This is a genomic window from Streptomyces sp. NPDC048496 (assembly GCF_043200055.1).
In the GTDB taxonomy this organism is placed as follows: Bacteria; Actinomycetota; Actinomycetes; order Streptomycetales; family Streptomycetaceae; genus Streptomyces.
The window spans coordinates 149,126-165,795 of the sequence record NZ_JBICXB010000001.1 but is presented as its reverse complement, the minus strand read 5'-3'; the positions used below and the strand labels follow the sequence as shown (position 1 = coordinate 165,795).

Here is a 16,670-nt window from a genome sequence, read left to right as displayed (position 1 = left end):
GGTGGGCAGTGTGGCGCGAGACCGGCTGTACCCCGAGCCGACAGGCGAGGTGCGCATGAGTCTGTCCCTGCGCTTCGCCGCCGGATCGCACAAGGGCATGATCCGGGAGGGCAACGAGGACTCCGGCTACGCCGGTCCGCGCCTTCTCGCCATCGCCGACGGCATGGGCGGCCAGGCGGCCGGTGAGGTAGCCAGCTCCGAGGTGATCTCCACGCTCGTCCAGCTCGACGACGACGTGCCCGGCTCGGACATCCTCACCTCGCTCGGTACGGCGGTCCAGCGGGCCAACGACCAGCTGCGCATGATGGTCGAGGAGGACCCCCAGCTGGAGGGCATGGGCACCACGCTCACCGCTCTGCTCTGGACCGGTCAGCGCCTCGGCCTGGTCCACGTCGGCGACTCCCGCGCGTACCTGCTGCGCGACGGCGTGCTGACCCAGATCACGCAGGACCACACCTGGGTCCAGCGGCTGGTCGACGAGGGCCGCATCACCGAGGAAGAAGCCACCACCCACCCGCAGCGCTCCCTGCTGATGCGCGCGCTGGGCAGCGGCGACCACGTCGAACCCGACCTCTCCATCCGTGAGGTACGGGTCGGCGACCGCTATCTGATCTGCTCCGACGGGCTCTCCGGCGTCGTCTCGCACCAGACGATGGAAGAGACCCTCGCCAGCTACCAGGGCCCGCAGGAGACGATCCAGGAGCTCATCCAGCTCGCTCTGCGCGGCGGCGGCCCGGACAACATCACCTGCATCGTCGCCGACGTCCTCGACGTCGACAGCAACGACACCCTGGCCGGGCAGCTCAACGACACCCCGGTCGTCGTCGGCGCGGTCGCCGAGAACCAGTCCGCCCAGCTGAACGACGGCGGTGCCATGCAGACGCCCGCCGGACGAGCGGCCGGCCTCGGCCGTCCCGTCCCGCCGCCCGCGGGCGGCTTCGGCCCGCCCGGAAGCGGTGACGGCCTCGGCTACGGCGAAATGCCGGACGGCTCCTTCGACGCGTACACCGACGACGACTTCGTCAAGCCCGGCGGCGGCCGCAAGTGGCTGAAGCGTTCGTTCTACATCGTGCTCGCGCTGGCCGTCATCGGTGGTGGTGTGTACGGCGGTTACCGCTGGACCCAGAACCAGTTCTTCGTAGGCGCGAAGAACGACCACGTCGCGCTGTACCGCGGCATCAGCCAGGACCTCGCATGGGTCTCGCTCTCGAAGGTCGAGAAGGACCACCCCGAGATCGAACTCAAGTACCTCCCGCCCTACCAGCGCAAGCAGGTCGAGGCGACCATCGCCGAGGGCAATCTGGCCGACGCCCGCGAGAAGATCAGCGAGCTCTCGACCCAGGCGTCCGCCTGCAAGAAGGACGCGCAGCGCAGCGCGGCCGAGGCCGCGAGCAAGGCCCGCACCAGCGAGGGTGAAGCCGGCGGCACGGGCGCGGACCTCTCGAAGACGTCCACCGAGTCCGGCACCACGTCCAACGCCACCAAGACCAAGCCGACCACAGCGACTCCCACTCCCGGCCCCAGCCTCTCGGAGGAAGAGACGAAGCTGGTCCCGCAGTGCGGTAAGCAGTAAAGCCGTAGGGGGCCTTCAGCACCATGAGCGTTGTCACCAATACGACCACGATCGGCGCGATCGACGCACCGAGCCGTCGCAACACCGAGCTGGGCCTGATGGCTTTCGCCATCGGCATCTCGGTGTTCGCGTACGCCAATGTGGGCCTTGCCATGGACGGCACACTGCCTTCCGGCATGCTCGGATACGGGCTCGGCCTGATCCTGCTCGGCGGCGTCGCCCACCTCGTGGTGCGCAAGTTCGCTCCGTACGCGGATCCGCTGCTGCTGCCACTGGCGACCCTGCTCAACGGGCTGGGGCTGGTGCTGATCTGGCGGCTGGACCAGTCGCCCCGGCTGATCCAGCGGGCCAAGTCGCTGTTCGGCGCCTTCAGTCCCGACGCGCCCAAGCAGCTGATGTACTCCGCGATCGGCGTCGCCCTGTTCGTCGCCGTACTGATGGTGCTCAAGGACCACCGCATCCTGCAGCGCTACACGTACATCTCCATGGCCGTGGCACTGGTCCTGCTGATCCTGCCGATGTTCTTCCCCGCGGTGAACGGCGCCAAGATCTGGATCAGCCTCGGCCCGTTCTCCATCCAGCCGGGCGAGTTCGCAAAGATCATCATCGCGGTTTTCTTCTCCGGCTATCTGATGGTGAAACGCGACGCCCTGGCCTTGGCCAGCCGCCGCTTCATGGGCCTCTACCTGCCCCGTGGCCGTGACCTCGGACCGATCCTCGTGATCTGGGGGCTGTCGATCCTGATCCTGGTCTTCGAGACCGACCTCGGTACGTCGCTGCTCTTCTTCGGCCTGTTCGTGATCATGCTGTACGTCGCGACGGAGCGGACCAGCTGGATCGTCTTCGGTCTGCTGATGTCGGCGGCCGGCGCAGTCGGCGTCGCCACGTTCGAGCCGCATGTCCAGCAGCGGGTCGACGCCTGGCTCGACCCCTTCGGGGCAAAGACCATGGAACATTCCGACCAGATCGCCCAGGCCCTGATGTCCTTCGGTTCCGGCGGCACCCTCGGCACCGGCTGGGGCCAGGGCAACTCCGACCTGATCGGCTTCGCCGCCAACGCCGACTTCATCCTCTCCACCGTCGGTGAAGAGCTCGGTCTCGCCGGAATGATGGCCGTCCTGCTGATCTACGGTCTGATCGTCGAGCGCGGTGTCCGCACCGCCCTCGCCGCCCGCGACCCGTTCGGCAAGCTGCTCGCGATCGGCCTCTCCGGCGCCTTCGCCATCCAGGTGTTCGTCGTCGCCGGCGGTGTCATGGGTCTCATCCCGCTGACCGGTATGACGATGCCGTTCCTCGCGGCCGGTGGTTCGTCCGTGATCGCCAACTGGGCCTTGATCGGCATCCTGATCCGGATCAGCGACACCGCACGCCGCCCCGCGCCGGCCCCGGCCCCGTCCTCCGACGCCGAGATGACCCAGGTGGTCCGACCGTGAACAAGCCCCTGCGCCGGATCGCGATCTTCTGCGGTGTCCTCATCCTCGCCCTGCTCGTGCGGACCAATTACCTCCAGTACGTCCGCGCCGACGAGTTGAACACCCGCGACGAAAACCGCCGCGTCCGCATCGAGCGGTACGCGCACGAGCGTGGCAACATCATCGTCGACGGCAACCCCGTGACCAGCTCGGTCGAGACCAAAGACAGCGACTTCAAGTACAAGCAGTCCTGGAAGAACGGCCCCATGTGGGCACCCGTCACCGGCTACTCCTCGCAGGCCTTCGACGCCTCGCAGCTCGAAAAGCTTGAGGACGGCATCCTTACCGGCAACGACGACCAGCTCTTCTTCGACCGGACCCTGTCAATGTTCACCGGCGAGAAGAAGCAGGGCGGCAACGTCGTCACCACCCTCAACGCCGCCGCCCAGAAGGCCGCATTCCAGGGGCTGGGCGACAAGAAGGGCGCCGTCGCCGCGCTCGACCCGCAGACCGGTGCCATCCTGGCCCTCGCCAGCACCCCCTCGTACGACCCCTCGACCTTCGCGGGCAACTCCGACAAGGACTCCAAGGCCTGGCAGAAGCTCCAGAAAGACGAGAACAAGCCGATGCTCAACCGGGCATTGCGCGAGACCTACCCGCCCGGCTCGACGTTCAAGGTCGTCACCGCCGCCGCGGCCCTGGAGAACGGCCTCTACACCGACATCGACGGCAAGACGAACTCCCCGCTGCCGTACCGGCTTCCGCAGTCGACCACCGTCCTGCAGAACGAGGGCAGCATCCCGTGCGAGAACGCCTCGCTCCGGGAAGCGCTGCGCATGTCCTGCAACACCGTCTTCGGCAAGATCAGCGACGACCTGGGCAACCAGAAGATGATGGACGAGGCCGCCAAGTTCGGCTTCAACAAGGACATCTTCACGCCGGTCCGCGCCGACGCCAGCATCTACCCGAAGGACAACCGGCCGCAGAACGCCATGGCCGGCATCGGCCAGGCGTCCAACCGCGCCACCCCCCTCCAGATGGCCATGGTCGCCGCCGCAGTCGCCAACGACGGCAAGCTCATGCAGCCGTACATGGTCGCCGAGCGGCAGGCACCCAGCATCGACCCGATCTACACCCACGAGAAGGAAGAGCTCAGCCGGCCTCTCTCGGGCGAGAACGCGCAGAAGCTCCAGCAGATGATGGAGACCGTCGTCAAGAGCGGCACGGGAACCAAGGCCCTCATCGACGGCGTCACTGTCGGCGGCAAGACCGGTACCGCTCAGCACGGTCTGAACAACAGCGAGAAGCCGTACGCCTGGTTCATCTCGTACGCGAAGACCAGCAGCGGCTCGCCCGTCGCCGTGGCCGTGGTGGTCGAGGACAGCAGTGCCAACCGGGACGACGTCTCCGGCGGCGGTCTCGCCGCTCCGATCGCCAAGGCCGTGATGGAGGCGGTCATCAACAAGAGGTGACGTCCATCACATCGGGGGCCATACCTGCACATTGGGATACCGGTCAGATATCAGCTCACGGCTGTGGGCCGATCAGGTAGCGCGTGCCCGGTACCGTATGCGCGAGCAGCACACCGCCGGACCACACACCGGTGCGGTCGGGACTGACGGAGAGGGCTGGAACAGTTATGGAAGAGCCGCGTCGCCTCGGCGGCCGGTACGAGCTGGGCTCGGTGCTCGGCCGTGGTGGCATGGCCGAGGTCTACCTCGCGCACGACACCCGGCTCGGCCGCACCGTCGCTGTGAAGACGCTGCGGACCGATCTCGCCCGCGACCCGTCCTTCCAGGCCCGGTTCCGCCGTGAGGCCCAGTCCGCCGCCTCGCTCAATCACCCGGCGATCGTCGCTGTCTACGACACCGGCGAGGACTACGTCGACGGTGTCTCCATCCCGTACATCGTGATGGAGTACGTCGACGGGTCGACGCTCAGAGAACTTCTGCACTCCGGCCGCAAACTGCTGCCCGAGCGCACCCTCGAAATGACGGTCGGGATCCTCCAGGCGCTGGAGTACTCGCACCGCGCCGGCATCGTCCACCGCGACATCAAGCCGGCGAACGTCATGCTGACGCGCACCGGCCAGGTCAAGGTCATGGACTTCGGTATCGCCCGCGCCATGGGCGACTCCGGTATGACGATGACCCAGACCTCGGCTGTCATCGGCACCGCCCAGTACCTCTCCCCGGAGCAGGCCAAGGGCGAGCAGGTCGATGCGCGCTCCGACCTGTACTCGACCGGCTGTCTGCTCTACGAGCTGCTGACCGTCCGGCCGCCGTTCATCGGTGACTCGCCCGTCGCGGTCGCCTACCAGCACGTACGGGAAGAGCCGCAGACCCCTAGCAGCTTCGACCCCGAGATCACGCCCGAAATGGACGCGATCGTGTTGAAGGCCCTGGTCAAGGACCCGAACTACCGTTACCAGTCGGCCGACGAGATGCGTGCCGACATCGAGGCCTGCCTCGACGGCCAGCCGGTCGCCGCCACCGCGGCGATGGGCGCGGCCGGCTACGGCGGCTACGACGGGTACGGCAACGACCAGCCCACCACCGCACTGCGCGCCGCCGACCCGAGCGGCGCCCAGACCTCCATGCTGCCCCCGGTCAATCCGGACGACGGCGGCTACGGAAACGACGAGCGCCCGGACCGCCGCCGCCAGAAGAAGAGCAACACCTCGACGATCCTGCTGATCGTCGCGGGCATCCTGGTGCTGATCGGCGCGATCCTGATCGGCAAGGCCGTCTTCGGCGGCGACAACAGCGACAACGGCAAGGTCGACGTGCCGAACATGGTCGGTTCGACCGTGGCGGAGGCGAAGGATCTCGCGAAGAACGCCGGTGTCCTCGTCAAGGTCGGCGCGCGCGAACCGTGCGAGACCCAAGAGACGGGCAAGATCTGCAGCCAGACGCCCAAGGACGGCAAGATGGCGGAGAACGACACCGTCACGGTCGTCGTCTCCACCGGTGCGCCGAAGGTCGAGGTCCCGGACGTCACGGAGAAGTCCGAGGAGAACGCCCGCAAGATCCTGGAGGAAAAGGGCTTCTCGGTGAAGGTCGTCACGACCGAGTCCTCCACCGCGGAGCCCGGCACCGTACTCGACCAGACGCCCAAGGGCGGCGCGAAGGCCGCGGGGGAATCCGAAGTCAAGATCACGGTCGCCAAGCAGGCCACCCAGGACGTTCCCGACGTCAGGACCAGGCAGTACGACGCCGCGGTGGCCCAGCTCAACGATGTCGGCTTCCAGAAGGTCTCGCGAACCGACGTCGATTCGGACAAGCCGGCGGGTGAGGTCATCGATCAGACCCCGGCACCGGACGCCGGTAAGCAGCCGCTGGACACCCAGATCGTGCTGACGGTCTCCAAGGGCCCGACGCAGCCGGCGACGGTCCCGGTCCCCGAAGTCAGGGGCAGCACGGTCGCCCAGGCCAAGCAGGCCCTGGCCGCGCAGGGCTTCACTCAAATCCAGTTCGCGCAGGGCAGCTCGGACGACGACAACGCCAGGGTCGCCAACATCGATCCGCAGCCGGGCACCCAAGCCGACCCCGCGAACACCGTCATCACCCTCACCACGGTGGGCGGCAGGGGCAACGGGGACGGCAATATCTTCGGCGGCCCATCGGGCTCACAGAACTAAGCCCCACCGAACGAACGCGAAGGGCCCCGGTCACCGAAACGGTGACCGGGGCCCTTCGCTGTGCCTGCCGCGGTGCCTCCTGTCCGGCATACCGCACATGCGGCCGCAAACCGATCGTGTCTTCATATGTGCTGATTCGTTGAATCGATGGGGCGGGGTATCGAGCCCTTCCCTCTCTTCTGCACACATAGGAGGTCAGGAGCATGATCAACGAAGCAGCTCTGCTGGAGTCGAGGTCACTGCGCGATGGCGTGGTGGACCGGACTCACGTCATCGACAAGGTCAAGACCTTGTCTCTTCTTCCGGACGGCATGCACGTGACGACAGCAATGGTCGCCACGTACTTCGAAGTGACCGAAACGGTCATTCGGGCCATGGTGTTCGACCATCGTGAAGAGCTCGAAAGCAACGGCTATCGCGTCCTCACCGGATCGGAACTGAGTTACTTCAAGCAACTCAGTGGGATCCAGTCACGCACCGCGTCCCTTGCGCTCTTCCCCCGGCGAGCTGTCCTCAACGTCGCCATGCTGCTCCGCGACAGCGAAGTCGCACGTCAGGTGCGTACATACCTGCTCGACGTGGAGTACATGGCACGGACTCAGCCTGTGGATAACTCTGTCCACAGGGGACCGGATTCCCTCGACGACCGCATCGACCGACGCATCACCCACATCCTCGGCAAGACCATCGTCCCCATGTTCAACGCCCTCATCGAGGCCTCCGGCGAGCACCGCAAGGAGCTGATCTCGCTCCGGGACGACGTTGAGAAGGTCGAGCGGAAGCTCTGCAACCACCACCAAAGGCTCAGGCACCTTGAGCACGCCCAGGGCCCGCGCCCGTATACCGGAATCATGGCGTCCATCGATGCCATGAACTGGCGGGAGTTCGAGCACCACGTCGCCGCACTGCTCCGCCGCGACGGCTGCACAGACGTCGTGGTGCATGGCGGCCGCGGCGACCGAGGTGTGGATGTCACAGCAGTGACCGCGGACGGCCGCAGCATCGTCGTGCAGTGCAAGAGCTTCGCGCCCTACCGTCCGGTGTGGAGCGGAGAGCTGCAGAAGTTCCTCGGCGCCTCTTTCGTCCAGCACGGGGCCGATGTGGCTCTCTTCGTCGCCACGACTTCCTTCACACCCGACGCACGCGCCATCGCCGAGACCTACGGCATCACCCTCGTCGACCGCGCTCACCTCGAAAAGTGGAGCGCCGGAGTACCGCTCCCGATCCTGAGGTAGCCGTCGCCAGGCAGAGAAGGGGCCCGAAGTCGCAAAGGCTAGTTGCGACTTCGGGCCTTCGCCATCCTAGAACGACTGAGCTCCTCGAAGGAGCTCAGTCACGGTTGCCGCAGCTCCGCCGGCTTCGTGCGGTCCTTGTCGACCTTCTCCGTACGCACCAGCTCGCCCCACACGATGTAGCGGTACTTCGATGTGTAGACCGGCGTGCAGGTCGTCAGCGTGATGTAGCGGCCGGGCTTCTTCACGCCCGACTCCTCGGGGACCGGCTTGAGCACCTCGACGTTGTACTTCGACGTCTCGGGAAGCTCCTTGAAGACCTTGTAGACGTACCAGGTGTCCTTGGTCTCGAAGACGACGGCGTCGCCCGTCTTCAGCTTGTCGATGTTGTGGAACTTCGCCCCGTGCCCGTCGCGGTGCGCCGCCAGCGTGAAGTTGCCCTGCTTGTCCCAGGGGAGAGCCGACTTCACCGGGTCCGTGTAGTAGCCGGCGATACCGTCGTTGAGGTTCTTGGTGTCGGTGCCCTTCTTGACGAGCACCTCGCCGTTCTTCATCGCGGGTACGTGCAGGAAGCCGATGCCGTCCTTGGTGTCGAGGGCCCCGGGTCCCTCGGCCCAGCGGTCGCGGACGGTGTGGCCCTGCTTCTCGGCCTCGCGGTCGGCGAGCACATTCGTCCACCACAGGGAGTAGACGACGAAGAGGCCCAGCACCAGGCCCGCGGTGATCAGCAGCTCACCGAAGACACTCACCGCGGTCGCGACGGGATGGCGGTCCCTGCTCCGCACCGGAGGCGCGGACTCGTCGGTCTGCTCGTCCTGCTGCTGGGTCCTCGCTGCCACCGCACCCGTCCCTGTCGTGATGAAGTTCAGCCGACGAGCGCGTCGGGCTTTCCCTTGCTGCGCGGCCGTTCGTCGACCATCTTGCCCCAGACGATCAGCCGGTACGTACTTGTGAATTCAGGCGTACAGGTCGTCAGAGTGATATACCGGCCGGGCTTCGTGAAGCCCGAACCGGGCGGCACCGGGGTGATCACCGAGACATTGGACGGGGACGTCTGAGGAAGGACGCTGGTCATCTCGTACGTGTAGTACGCATCCTGCGTCTCGACCACGATCGGGTCACCCTTGCGCAGCCGGTTGATGTAGCGGAACGGTTCGCCGTGGGTGTTCCGGTGACCGGCCAGCGCGAAGTTGCCCTGCGCGGCCGACGGCATCGCCGTCTTGAGCGCGCCCTGGCCGTAGTGACCGACCATGCCGCGGTCCAGGACCTTCTCCTTGCTGATGCCCTCGGCGATCGGGGCGACCACATCCAGCTTCGGGATGTGGATGATGGCGAAGCCCTGCCCCGGCTCGAACGCCCCGGGCTTGCGGCCCTTCGCCCAGTCGTCCTGAATCTTGTGCGTCTCGCTCCCGGCGATCTGGTCGGCACGCACATTCGTCCACCACAGCTGGTACGTGACGAACAGCAGCATCAGCACGCCGAGCGAGATGAACAGCTCACCGACGACCCGGCTGGCGACCACAGCCGGGCTGTCCTTGGCCGCGCGGGCGGCCCGCCGCGCCTCGACGCGGGACAGCGGACGCCCCTCCGGCGCCGCCGCCGACCGGGCCCCCGGCTGCGGCTCAGCGCGACGGCGGCCGCGCCCCTTGGCGGCGCGGCGGCGCTCGGCCCGGCCTCCGGTGGACGGTTCCGTTCGCGGTTCGAGTTCTGTGGTCCCCGGACCGGGATCCGGAGCCGCGGCAGGCTCCGTGTCGTACCCCGGCTCTGCTTGCGGTGTCGGAGCCGTCACCGCCCGATCGGCCGGGCGCCGGGAGCCCGCCGTCCGCAGACCGACCGTCTCGTCGTTACGGGGGAGCAGCGGCGACAGCGGAGGCGCCGCGACAGGCTCCTGCCGCCCGTACCAGTCCCGCTCGTACCCCTCGGGGTCGTACCACTCACGCGGCGTCCCCTGAGGCCCCTGTGCCCCTTGTGACGCCTGCGCCTGGCCTTCCCACTGCCGGCCCTGCGCCACCCCGGCGCCCGCCGTCTCCGCCGTCTCCGCCGGAATGCTCTCCGCCCGGAACCACGGCGCGTGCTGCCCCGGCAGCGGATCGTTCAGCGGGTCCGCCAGCTGGTCGACTGCCGCCTCGAACGCGCCCGTGGCCTCGTACGCTCGTTGCTCGTACGGGCCTTCCTCACCGGTGTCGTGCTCGGGGCGGAGTGCGGTCACGCGACGGCCTTGCCCACCACCGGCGCGAGCCCCTCCGACCTCGCGACGGCTCCCGTATCACCGCACCGCACCAGCCAGTTGGCCAGCATCAGATGGCCGTACTCGGTCAGGACCGACTCGGGATGGAACTGCACACCCTCCACCGGCAGTTCGCGGTGGCGCAGCCCCATGATGATGCCGTCGGCCGTGCGCGCCGTGACCTCCAACTCCTGCGGGATCGTCTCCGGTTCGGCGGCGAGCGAGTGGTAGCGGGTCGCGGTGAACGGGGACGGCAGCCCGGCGAAAACGCCCTTGCCCTCGTGCGTCACCGGCGACGTCTTGCCGTGCAGCAGCTCGGGGGCGCGGTCCACCACACCGCCGTACGCCACGGCCATCGACTGCATGCCGAGGCAGACGCCGAAGACCGGGACGCCGGTCGCCGCGCAGTGGCGCACCATCTCGACACAGACGCCCGCCTGCTCTGGGGTGCCGGGGCCGGGCGAGAGCAGAACGCCGTCGAAGCCGTCCTGGGCGTGTGCCGTGGTCACCTCGTCGTTGCGCAGGACCTCGCACTCGGCGCCGAGCTGGTAGAGGTACTGGACGAGGTTGAAGACAAAGCTGTCGTAGTTGTCGACGACAAGGATGCGGGCGCTCACTGGCCGGCCCCCGTTCCGCTCGTGCCGTCGACCGTCACGTCGCCGAACGGAAGCAGCGGCTCGGCCCACGGGAAGACGTACTGGAAAAGCACATAGACGACGGCGAGTGCCAGTACGAGCGAGATGAGCCCGCGCACCCACGCATTGCCCGGCAGATGCCGCCAGATCCAGCCGTACATGCTGTCCCCTTCATTCGGTACGGGACCAGACTAAAGGGCCGGGGCAGAGGCGTGGGTCAGCTGTGGAAAGCTGCCGGCCTGCCGTCCGTCACAGGCTGCGTCGCGTCGAGATGCGCCCAGACGACGAGCCGGTGGCTGCTGCCCCATTCGGGATCGCAGGTGGTCAGCGTCAGATAGCGGCCGGGCCCGTCGAAGCCGGACTTGCGGGGGACTGCGTCGATGACACCGGTGTCGCTCGGCACGGTGCGGTACGGCTTCTTCTCGATGCGGTACGTGAACCACGTCGTCCCGTCCGTCAGCACCACCGCGTCGCCGCGGCGCAGTGTCGGGAAGTCCTTGAAGGGATCCCCGTAGGTGCGACGGTGTCCGGCCACCGCGAAATTGCCGACGCCGCCGAGGGGGGCGGTTCCGCGGTAGTGGCCGAGCCCCTTCTGCAAGGTTTTGACCTCGGTGTTCTCCAGGACGGGCCACTCCCAGCCCTTGCCGAAGCGGGGGATGTACAGCATCGCGAACGGCTTCCCGTCCCGGTAGGCGGCGGAGGCCGGCGATGGCGTGGGTGCGGACGACGGCGAGGCCGAGGGCGAAGGCGTGCCTGTCGCGTTCGGCCCTGGTACGGACACGGCCCCCCGCGCCCACTGGTTCTGCAGGGTGTCGATCTGCCCCTCGGTGGCACCGGCGGCCTTGACGCCAGTCCAGAACAGCACGTACACCACAAAAAGGATGATCGAAGCGCCCGCGGTGATGCACAGTTCGCTGAAGGTCCTGACGATCAGTCGCACCGACACCGGTCGGCCTCCCCGGAACTGCTCGCTACTTCACCGGCTTCGCGTAGTGGAGATCCACTGTGCCCGAGTAGCCGGGAAGAGTCACCGCCTCGTGCTCGTCGACTTTCCAGCCGAGCCCGTACGCCTTCACGTACAGCAGGTAGTTCCGGATCGAGGAGGAGTTGTCGAGGGCCTTCTTGAGCCGGTCGGGGTCGCCGACCGCGGTGATCTTGTACGGCGGTGAGTAGACCCGGCCCTGGAGAATCAGCGTGTTGCCGACGCAGCGCACCGCGCTGGTGGAGATCAGCCGCTGGTCCATGACCTGGATGCCACGGGCACCGCCCTGCCAGAGAGCGTTGACGACCGCCTGCAGATCCTGCTGGTGGATGACCAGGTCGTTGGGTTGCGGGTCGGGGTAGCCGGGGTTCGCGGTGGCGTTCGGCGGGGCATCGTCGAGCGTGACGGCGACGGCCCGGCCGGAGAGCTTCTTGGTGCCCGCGGCCCGCTCCAGCGCCTTGAGCTTGACGTCCTCCGCCTTGGTGCTGCCGTCGTCGCGCTGGGCGAGGGCATCGATGTCCTCGCGTACGGACGCGTTGGAGCCGTCGAGCCCCGCGTTCTTCTCGCTGCGCTGTTGAATGAGGTCGGAGAGCTTCAGCAGCGACGAGTCGGTGCGGATGTTGGTGCCCTTGGCCGTGTTGGCGCTGGTGACGAAGATCAGCCCGGCAAGGGCGAAAACGGCAGCGGTGAGCACTCGGACCGGGTGCCGGAAGGTGCGCCGGACCGGCCCTTGCGGAGAGTCGGCAGAATTGCTCAACGTACCCTTATCTCCTTCGGCGCCACGGAAGCACTACGCTAACGGACGTCCGGGGGAGGCAGCATTCCCCCTCGCGCCCCGCCCCGGCGCGAGCCAGAGTTCCCTGCGCGGTCACGCAGCGCATCGACAGGAGAGTTCCTCGTGCCGAAGTCACGTATCCGCAAGAAGGCCGACTTCACGCCGCCTCCGGCGAAGCAGGCAACCAACATAAAGCTGACCAACCGCAGTTGGGTGGCGCCGGTGATGCTGGCGTTCTTCCTGATCGGTCTGGCCTGGATCGTCGTGTTCTACGTGACCGACGGCGATCTGCCCATCAAGACGCTGGGTAACTGGAACATCGTCGTGGGCTTCGGCTTCATCGCCGGTGGCTTCGGCGTCTCCACGCAGTGGAAGTAGCCGGACAGCACTCGTAGGACCACAGCCGGCCCCGGTACCGCAACCCTTGCCCTGAGTTACCCACAGCGTTATCCACAGGCGGGGGAAAAGGTCAGACGATCTGTGGATAACTCCCCGGATGTTGACGCCTGTGTGACTGCAGTCTCCCTCATCGAGGGGTGGCACGCCCCTTGTCTCCGCTGGAAAAACCCAGCTCAGCGACAAGGGGCACAGTTGTACCCACAGAATGCACAAGATCGTGCACCCGCTGTGGACAACTGCCCGAGAAGCCCCCTGGCGCCTGCGATCAGGTCAGTGCGGCAGTTCTGGCAACCACGACGAGGACCACCGCCACCAGGACCAGCGCACAGGTGCCGTACTGCACCAGCGTCCGCTGTTCACGCGGTGCGTGCACCATGGCGATGGCGATCAGCGTGCCCGCGATCAGACCGCCGACATGCGCCTGCCAGGCGATTCCGCCCCAGGGATTGAACGTGAAGAGCAGGTTCAGCGCGAGGAGCACGAGGACCGGCCGCATGTCGTAGTTCAGCCGACGCATGAGCACGGCGGTGGCGCCCAGCAGACCGAAGATGGCGCCGGAGGCACCGAGCGAGCCCTGGTTCGGTGCGGCGAGCCAATAAGTGAGCGCGCTGCCCGCCAGGCCGGAGAGCAGGTAGAGCGCGAGGTAGCGGGCGCGGCCGAGCGCCGCCTCCAGGGGACCGCCGAGCCACCACAGTCCCAGCATGTTGAACGCGATGTGCCACACCTCCTGGTGCAGGAACATCGACGTCACCAGCCGGTACCACTGCCCCTCCGCGACCCCTTCCGGCGGACCGCCCTCATAGAAGGTGGCCCGTCCCAGCAGTGTCAGGTCGTCGAGCAGTGACACCTTCACATGTACCGCGATGAACAGGACGACATTGATGGCGAGCAGGACCTTGGTGACCAGCCGCGGGTCGGCGGTGACGGTGCCGCCGGCCAGGGTGCGCGGCTGATTGGCAGCCGGGCCGTGCCCCGTACCCGAACCCTTGCGGACACAGTCCGGGCACTGGAAGCCGACCGAGGCGTTGACCATGCACTCGGTGCAGATCGGACGGTCGCACCGAGTGCAGCGGATCCCCGTCTCACGGCCCGGGTGGCGGTAGCAGCCGAGTGGGCCGCGGGCATCGGCGGACTGGTCCCGGGCGCCGGGCGGCTGCTCGTCCATCGGTCCCATCACTTGCTGGCCCCCTTGGGTCACGTCGTGGGCGACAGCGCGCATGATGCCGCCCTGCTCGTCCGCTATGTAAGCAAGTACGGACAAGCAGGGCGGTTGGTTCCCGGGGCGGCCGATCAGAGAGTGATCACACCGTGACCACAGGCGATCATCGGGTCTCGACGACGACCGACTCGATCACCACGTCCTGCACCGGACGGTCGGTGCGCGCGTTGGTCTGGGTGCTCGCGATGGCGTCCACGACCTTCTTGCTGGCCTCGTCGGCCACCTCACCGAAGATGGTGTGCTTGCCGGTCAGCCACGCGGTGGGCGAGACGGTCACGAAGAACTGCGAGCCGTTGGTGCCCGGGCCGGCGTTGGCCATGGCCAGGAGGTACGGCTTGTTGAAGCTGAGGTCCGGGTGGAACTCGTCACCGAACTCGTAGCCCGGGCCGCCGGTGCCGTTGCCCAGCGGGTCCCCGCCCTGGATCATGAAGCCGCTGATGACCCGGTGGAAGACGGTCCCGTCGTACAGCCTGTCCTTGGACTTCTTGCCGGTCGCGGGGTGGGTCCACTCCCGCTCGCCCGTGGCGAGCTCGACGAAGTTCTTGACCGTCTTGGGCGCGTGGTTCGGCAGAAGCCGGATCTCGATGTCGCCTTGGCTGGTCTTCAAGGTGGCGTAAAGCTGCTCGGCCACGATCTGCCTTCCGTAAGTCTTCGCTGACGTCCACCGATCCTCGCACGGCCGATCCGTCACACGCCCTTCCTGCGGCTCCCCGCAGGAACAAAAGAGGCCAAGTGCGTGACGAACCGGCGCGTGCTGAACCGAACCGTGGCATTGTCATCGGCAAGCTCCCCTTGCACCACATTGCCCACACACATCGCTTATGACTGTTTTGCATGACCGTCTCTCATGCCCCGGATGCCCGCCCCGCATGCCGCACACGCCATCGCGGGGGATGATTTCGAAATGGGTGGAAAGGCGGAGTACCTACCCGCCACCAAGGAGGAGGATCCCGTGACCCGCATCGACAGCGTGCGCGCCGCAACCGACTCGGCGAAGGAAAGCGTGCAGCACGCCGCGGAAGTGGTGGCGCCCTACGCCGACTCGGCCAAGGACCAGGCGGCACACTATGCGCACGAGGCCCGTACGCGGCTCGCGCCGAGGGTGTCGAAGGCAGCCCAGCAGGCCCGCGTCCAGTACGACGCGCATCTCGCACCACGTATCGAACTGGCTCGCGCGCATGTGCCCCCCAAGGTCGACGAGGCCGCCCAGCGCGCCGCGCTCCGCACCCGTCAGGCAGCCAGGAGCGCCGCGGAGTACACCGTGCCCCGCGTCGAGCAGGCAATGGCCGCCGCCCAGCCCGTCGCCGGGGAAGCCGCGGCCCGCAGCGCCGCGGCACTGGCCGCACTGCGCGGGCAGGTCACGGCACAGGAGATCAAGAAGCTGGCCAGAAAGCACGAGCGGCGGGCCAAGGCCGGGCGCGTGCTCAAGGTGGTGGCCGTGGCCTCCGTCCTGGCAGTCGGCGCCTACGCCGCGTGGCGGTGGTGGGACAAGCAGGCCAATCCGGACTGGCTGGTCGAGCCCCCCGCCCCCACGGAGGTCGCTGACCGTACGCCGCTGACCTCGGTCGACGGCAGCGGGCCGACGGCTGTGGACCCCGAGGTCCGCGCCAAGGAGGCCGAGTCGGACAGGACGGACGAGGTGGACGGCACCGACCTCGACGACGGCCGCTGAGCCGCCCGGCCCACGGCAGACACACAAGAGAGCCCCTCCGACCTGCGTTTCCGCAGGTCGGAGGGGCTCTTGATGTGGAGCCTAGGAGATTCGAACTCCTGACATCTGCCTTGCAAAGGCAGCGCTCTACCAACTGAGCTAAGGCCCCGAAAAAGAGGACAGCACCAGACGCATCAGCGTCTTGGTCACCGCCGCAGACCAGACTACCGGGTGACCCCCTGAATCTTCCAAAAAGATGGGGACTCCCGGTCGGCAACCACTCTCCGTAAGATGCTGGACGAGGTTCGCAGCAGCGAAGCCTCAGCGAAGGGGAGACGCCATGGATGCAGTTCAGCAGGAAGCAACGGCAAGAGCCAGGGAACTTCAGCGCAGCTGGTACGGGGAACCGCTGGGCGCGCTATTCCGCCGGCTCATCGACGATCTCGGCCTGAACCAGGCCCGGCTCGCCGCCGCACTCGGGCTGTCCGCACCCATGCTCTCCCAGCTGATGAGCGGTCAGCGGGCGAAGATCGGCAACCCCGCGGTCGTCCAGCGTGTCCAGGCTCTCCAGGAGCTGGCCGGCCAGGTCGCCGACGGCAGCGTCAGCGCGGGCGAGGCCACCGACCGCATGGAAGAGATCAAGAAGTCCCAGGGCGGTTCCGTCCTCACCGGCACCGGTCAGACCACGACCAGCGGCGGGGCACCCACCGTCCGTCGCGTGGTCCGCGAGATCCAGTCGCTGCTGCGGTCGGTCGCTGCCGCCGGTGACATCATCGATGCCGCCGATTCCCTCGCCCCGACCCACCCGGAACTGGCAGAGTTCCTCAGGGTGTACGGCGCCGGCCGCACCGCGGACGCGGTCGCGCACTACGAAGGACACCAGAACTAGGACCTTTCTTTCGGTTCGGGCCGGATTCAGGGGGCG

General features: G+C 67.4%; 16 protein-coding genes and 1 tRNA gene. 8 read left to right on the top strand and 9 right to left on the bottom strand.

Features of this window, described 5'->3' with window-relative positions:
• Positions 1-55: 55 nt before the first annotated feature.
• The 5 genes from ACGFSA_RS00780 to ACGFSA_RS00760 all read left to right on the top strand — a co-directional run bounded on the left by ACGFSA_RS00780 (position 56) and on the right by ACGFSA_RS00760 (position 7,860).
• Positions 56-1,573, top strand: coding sequence for a Stp1/IreP family PP2C-type Ser/Thr phosphatase (locus tag ACGFSA_RS00780; RefSeq protein ID WP_393297660.1), 1,518 nt, complete (start codon positions 56-58; stop codon positions 1,571-1,573).
• 23 nt (positions 1,574-1,596) lie between these two features.
• Positions 1,597-3,006: an FtsW/RodA/SpoVE family cell cycle protein gene (locus ACGFSA_RS00775; protein WP_393297657.1), complete on the top strand. Its 1,410-nt coding sequence runs from the start codon at positions 1,597-1,599 to the stop codon at positions 3,004-3,006.
• Positions 3,003-4,457 carry a penicillin-binding transpeptidase domain-containing protein gene (locus tag ACGFSA_RS00770; protein ID WP_393297654.1) on the top strand — a complete coding sequence of 485 codons (1,455 nt, stop codon included), beginning with the start codon at positions 3,003-3,005 and terminating at the stop codon, positions 4,455-4,457. The genes ACGFSA_RS00775 and ACGFSA_RS00770 overlap by 4 nt, the downstream gene beginning before the upstream one ends.
• A gap of 167 nt (positions 4,458-4,624) precedes the next feature.
• Positions 4,625-6,625, top strand: coding sequence for a Stk1 family PASTA domain-containing Ser/Thr kinase (gene pknB, locus ACGFSA_RS00765; protein WP_393297651.1), 2,001 nt, complete (start codon positions 4,625-4,627; stop codon positions 6,623-6,625).
• 203 nt (positions 6,626-6,828) lie between these two features.
• On the top strand, positions 6,829-7,860 hold the full coding sequence (locus tag ACGFSA_RS00760; RefSeq protein WP_393297648.1) for a restriction endonuclease: 1,032 nt from the start codon (positions 6,829-6,831) through the stop codon (positions 7,858-7,860).
• 98 nt (positions 7,861-7,958) lie between these two features.
• Here ACGFSA_RS00760 and ACGFSA_RS00755 read toward each other — a convergent pair whose 3' ends face one another.
• The 6 genes from ACGFSA_RS00755 to ACGFSA_RS00730 are packed head-to-tail and all read right to left on the bottom strand — an operon-like array spanning position 7,959 to position 12,458.
• Positions 7,959-8,696: a class E sortase gene (locus ACGFSA_RS00755; protein WP_393297645.1), complete on the bottom strand. Its 738-nt coding sequence runs from the start codon at positions 8,694-8,696 to the stop codon at positions 7,959-7,961.
• A 26-nt stretch (positions 8,697-8,722) separates the two neighbouring features.
• Positions 8,723-10,066, bottom strand: coding sequence for a class E sortase (locus ACGFSA_RS00750; protein WP_393297642.1), 1,344 nt, complete (start codon positions 10,064-10,066; stop codon positions 8,723-8,725).
• Entirely contained in the window at positions 10,063-10,701 is a 639-nt protein-coding gene (locus ACGFSA_RS00745) for an aminodeoxychorismate/anthranilate synthase component II (protein WP_266983765.1), read from the bottom strand. Before ACGFSA_RS00745 ends, ACGFSA_RS00750 begins: the two co-directional genes overlap by 4 nt.
• Positions 10,698-10,880: a hypothetical protein gene (locus ACGFSA_RS00740; protein WP_037702041.1), complete on the bottom strand. Its 183-nt coding sequence runs from the start codon at positions 10,878-10,880 to the stop codon at positions 10,698-10,700. The genes ACGFSA_RS00745 and ACGFSA_RS00740 overlap by 4 nt, the downstream gene beginning before the upstream one ends.
• A gap of 56 nt (positions 10,881-10,936) precedes the next feature.
• Positions 10,937-11,665 (bottom strand): class E sortase, encoded by a 729-nt coding sequence (locus ACGFSA_RS00735; RefSeq protein ID WP_393297637.1) that lies wholly within the window; start codon positions 11,663-11,665, stop codon positions 10,937-10,939.
• Positions 11,666-11,690: 25 nt separating this feature from the next.
• Complete coding sequence (locus ACGFSA_RS00730) at positions 11,691-12,458, bottom strand: DUF881 domain-containing protein (RefSeq protein WP_393297635.1); 768 nt, start codon at positions 12,456-12,458, stop codon at positions 11,691-11,693.
• A 141-nt stretch (positions 12,459-12,599) separates the two neighbouring features.
• On the opposite strand from ACGFSA_RS00730, the gene crgA reads away from it, so the two are divergent.
• Complete coding sequence (crgA, locus tag ACGFSA_RS00725) at positions 12,600-12,854, top strand: cell division protein CrgA (protein WP_359109441.1); 255 nt, start codon at positions 12,600-12,602, stop codon at positions 12,852-12,854.
• Between the two features lie 286 nt (positions 12,855-13,140).
• Here crgA and ACGFSA_RS00720 read toward each other — a convergent pair whose 3' ends face one another.
• Both ACGFSA_RS00720 and ACGFSA_RS00715 read right to left on the bottom strand, forming a co-directional pair.
• Entirely contained in the window at positions 13,141-14,040 is a 900-nt protein-coding gene (locus ACGFSA_RS00720; RefSeq protein WP_393298348.1) for a rhomboid family intramembrane serine protease, read from the bottom strand.
• A gap of 157 nt (positions 14,041-14,197) precedes the next feature.
• A complete protein-coding gene (locus tag ACGFSA_RS00715; protein ID WP_393297632.1) occupies positions 14,198-14,725 on the bottom strand; it encodes a peptidylprolyl isomerase in 528 nt (175 codons plus the stop codon).
• 321 nt (positions 14,726-15,046) lie between these two features.
• Here ACGFSA_RS00715 and ACGFSA_RS00710 point away from each other — a divergent pair, with 321 nt between their 5' ends.
• Positions 15,047-15,766, top strand: coding sequence for a DUF5324 family protein (locus ACGFSA_RS00710; RefSeq protein WP_393297629.1), 720 nt, complete (start codon positions 15,047-15,049; stop codon positions 15,764-15,766).
• Positions 15,767-15,841: 75 nt separating this feature from the next.
• On the opposite strand, the gene ACGFSA_RS00705 is transcribed toward ACGFSA_RS00710, so the two are convergent.
• Positions 15,842-15,914: transfer RNA gene (locus ACGFSA_RS00705), tRNA-Ala, on the bottom strand.
• A 171-nt stretch (positions 15,915-16,085) separates the two neighbouring features.
• Here ACGFSA_RS00705 and ACGFSA_RS00700 point away from each other — a divergent pair.
• Entirely contained in the window at positions 16,086-16,634 is a 549-nt protein-coding gene (locus tag ACGFSA_RS00700; RefSeq protein WP_393297626.1) for a DNA-binding protein, read from the top strand.
• Positions 16,635-16,670 lie beyond the last annotated feature (36 nt).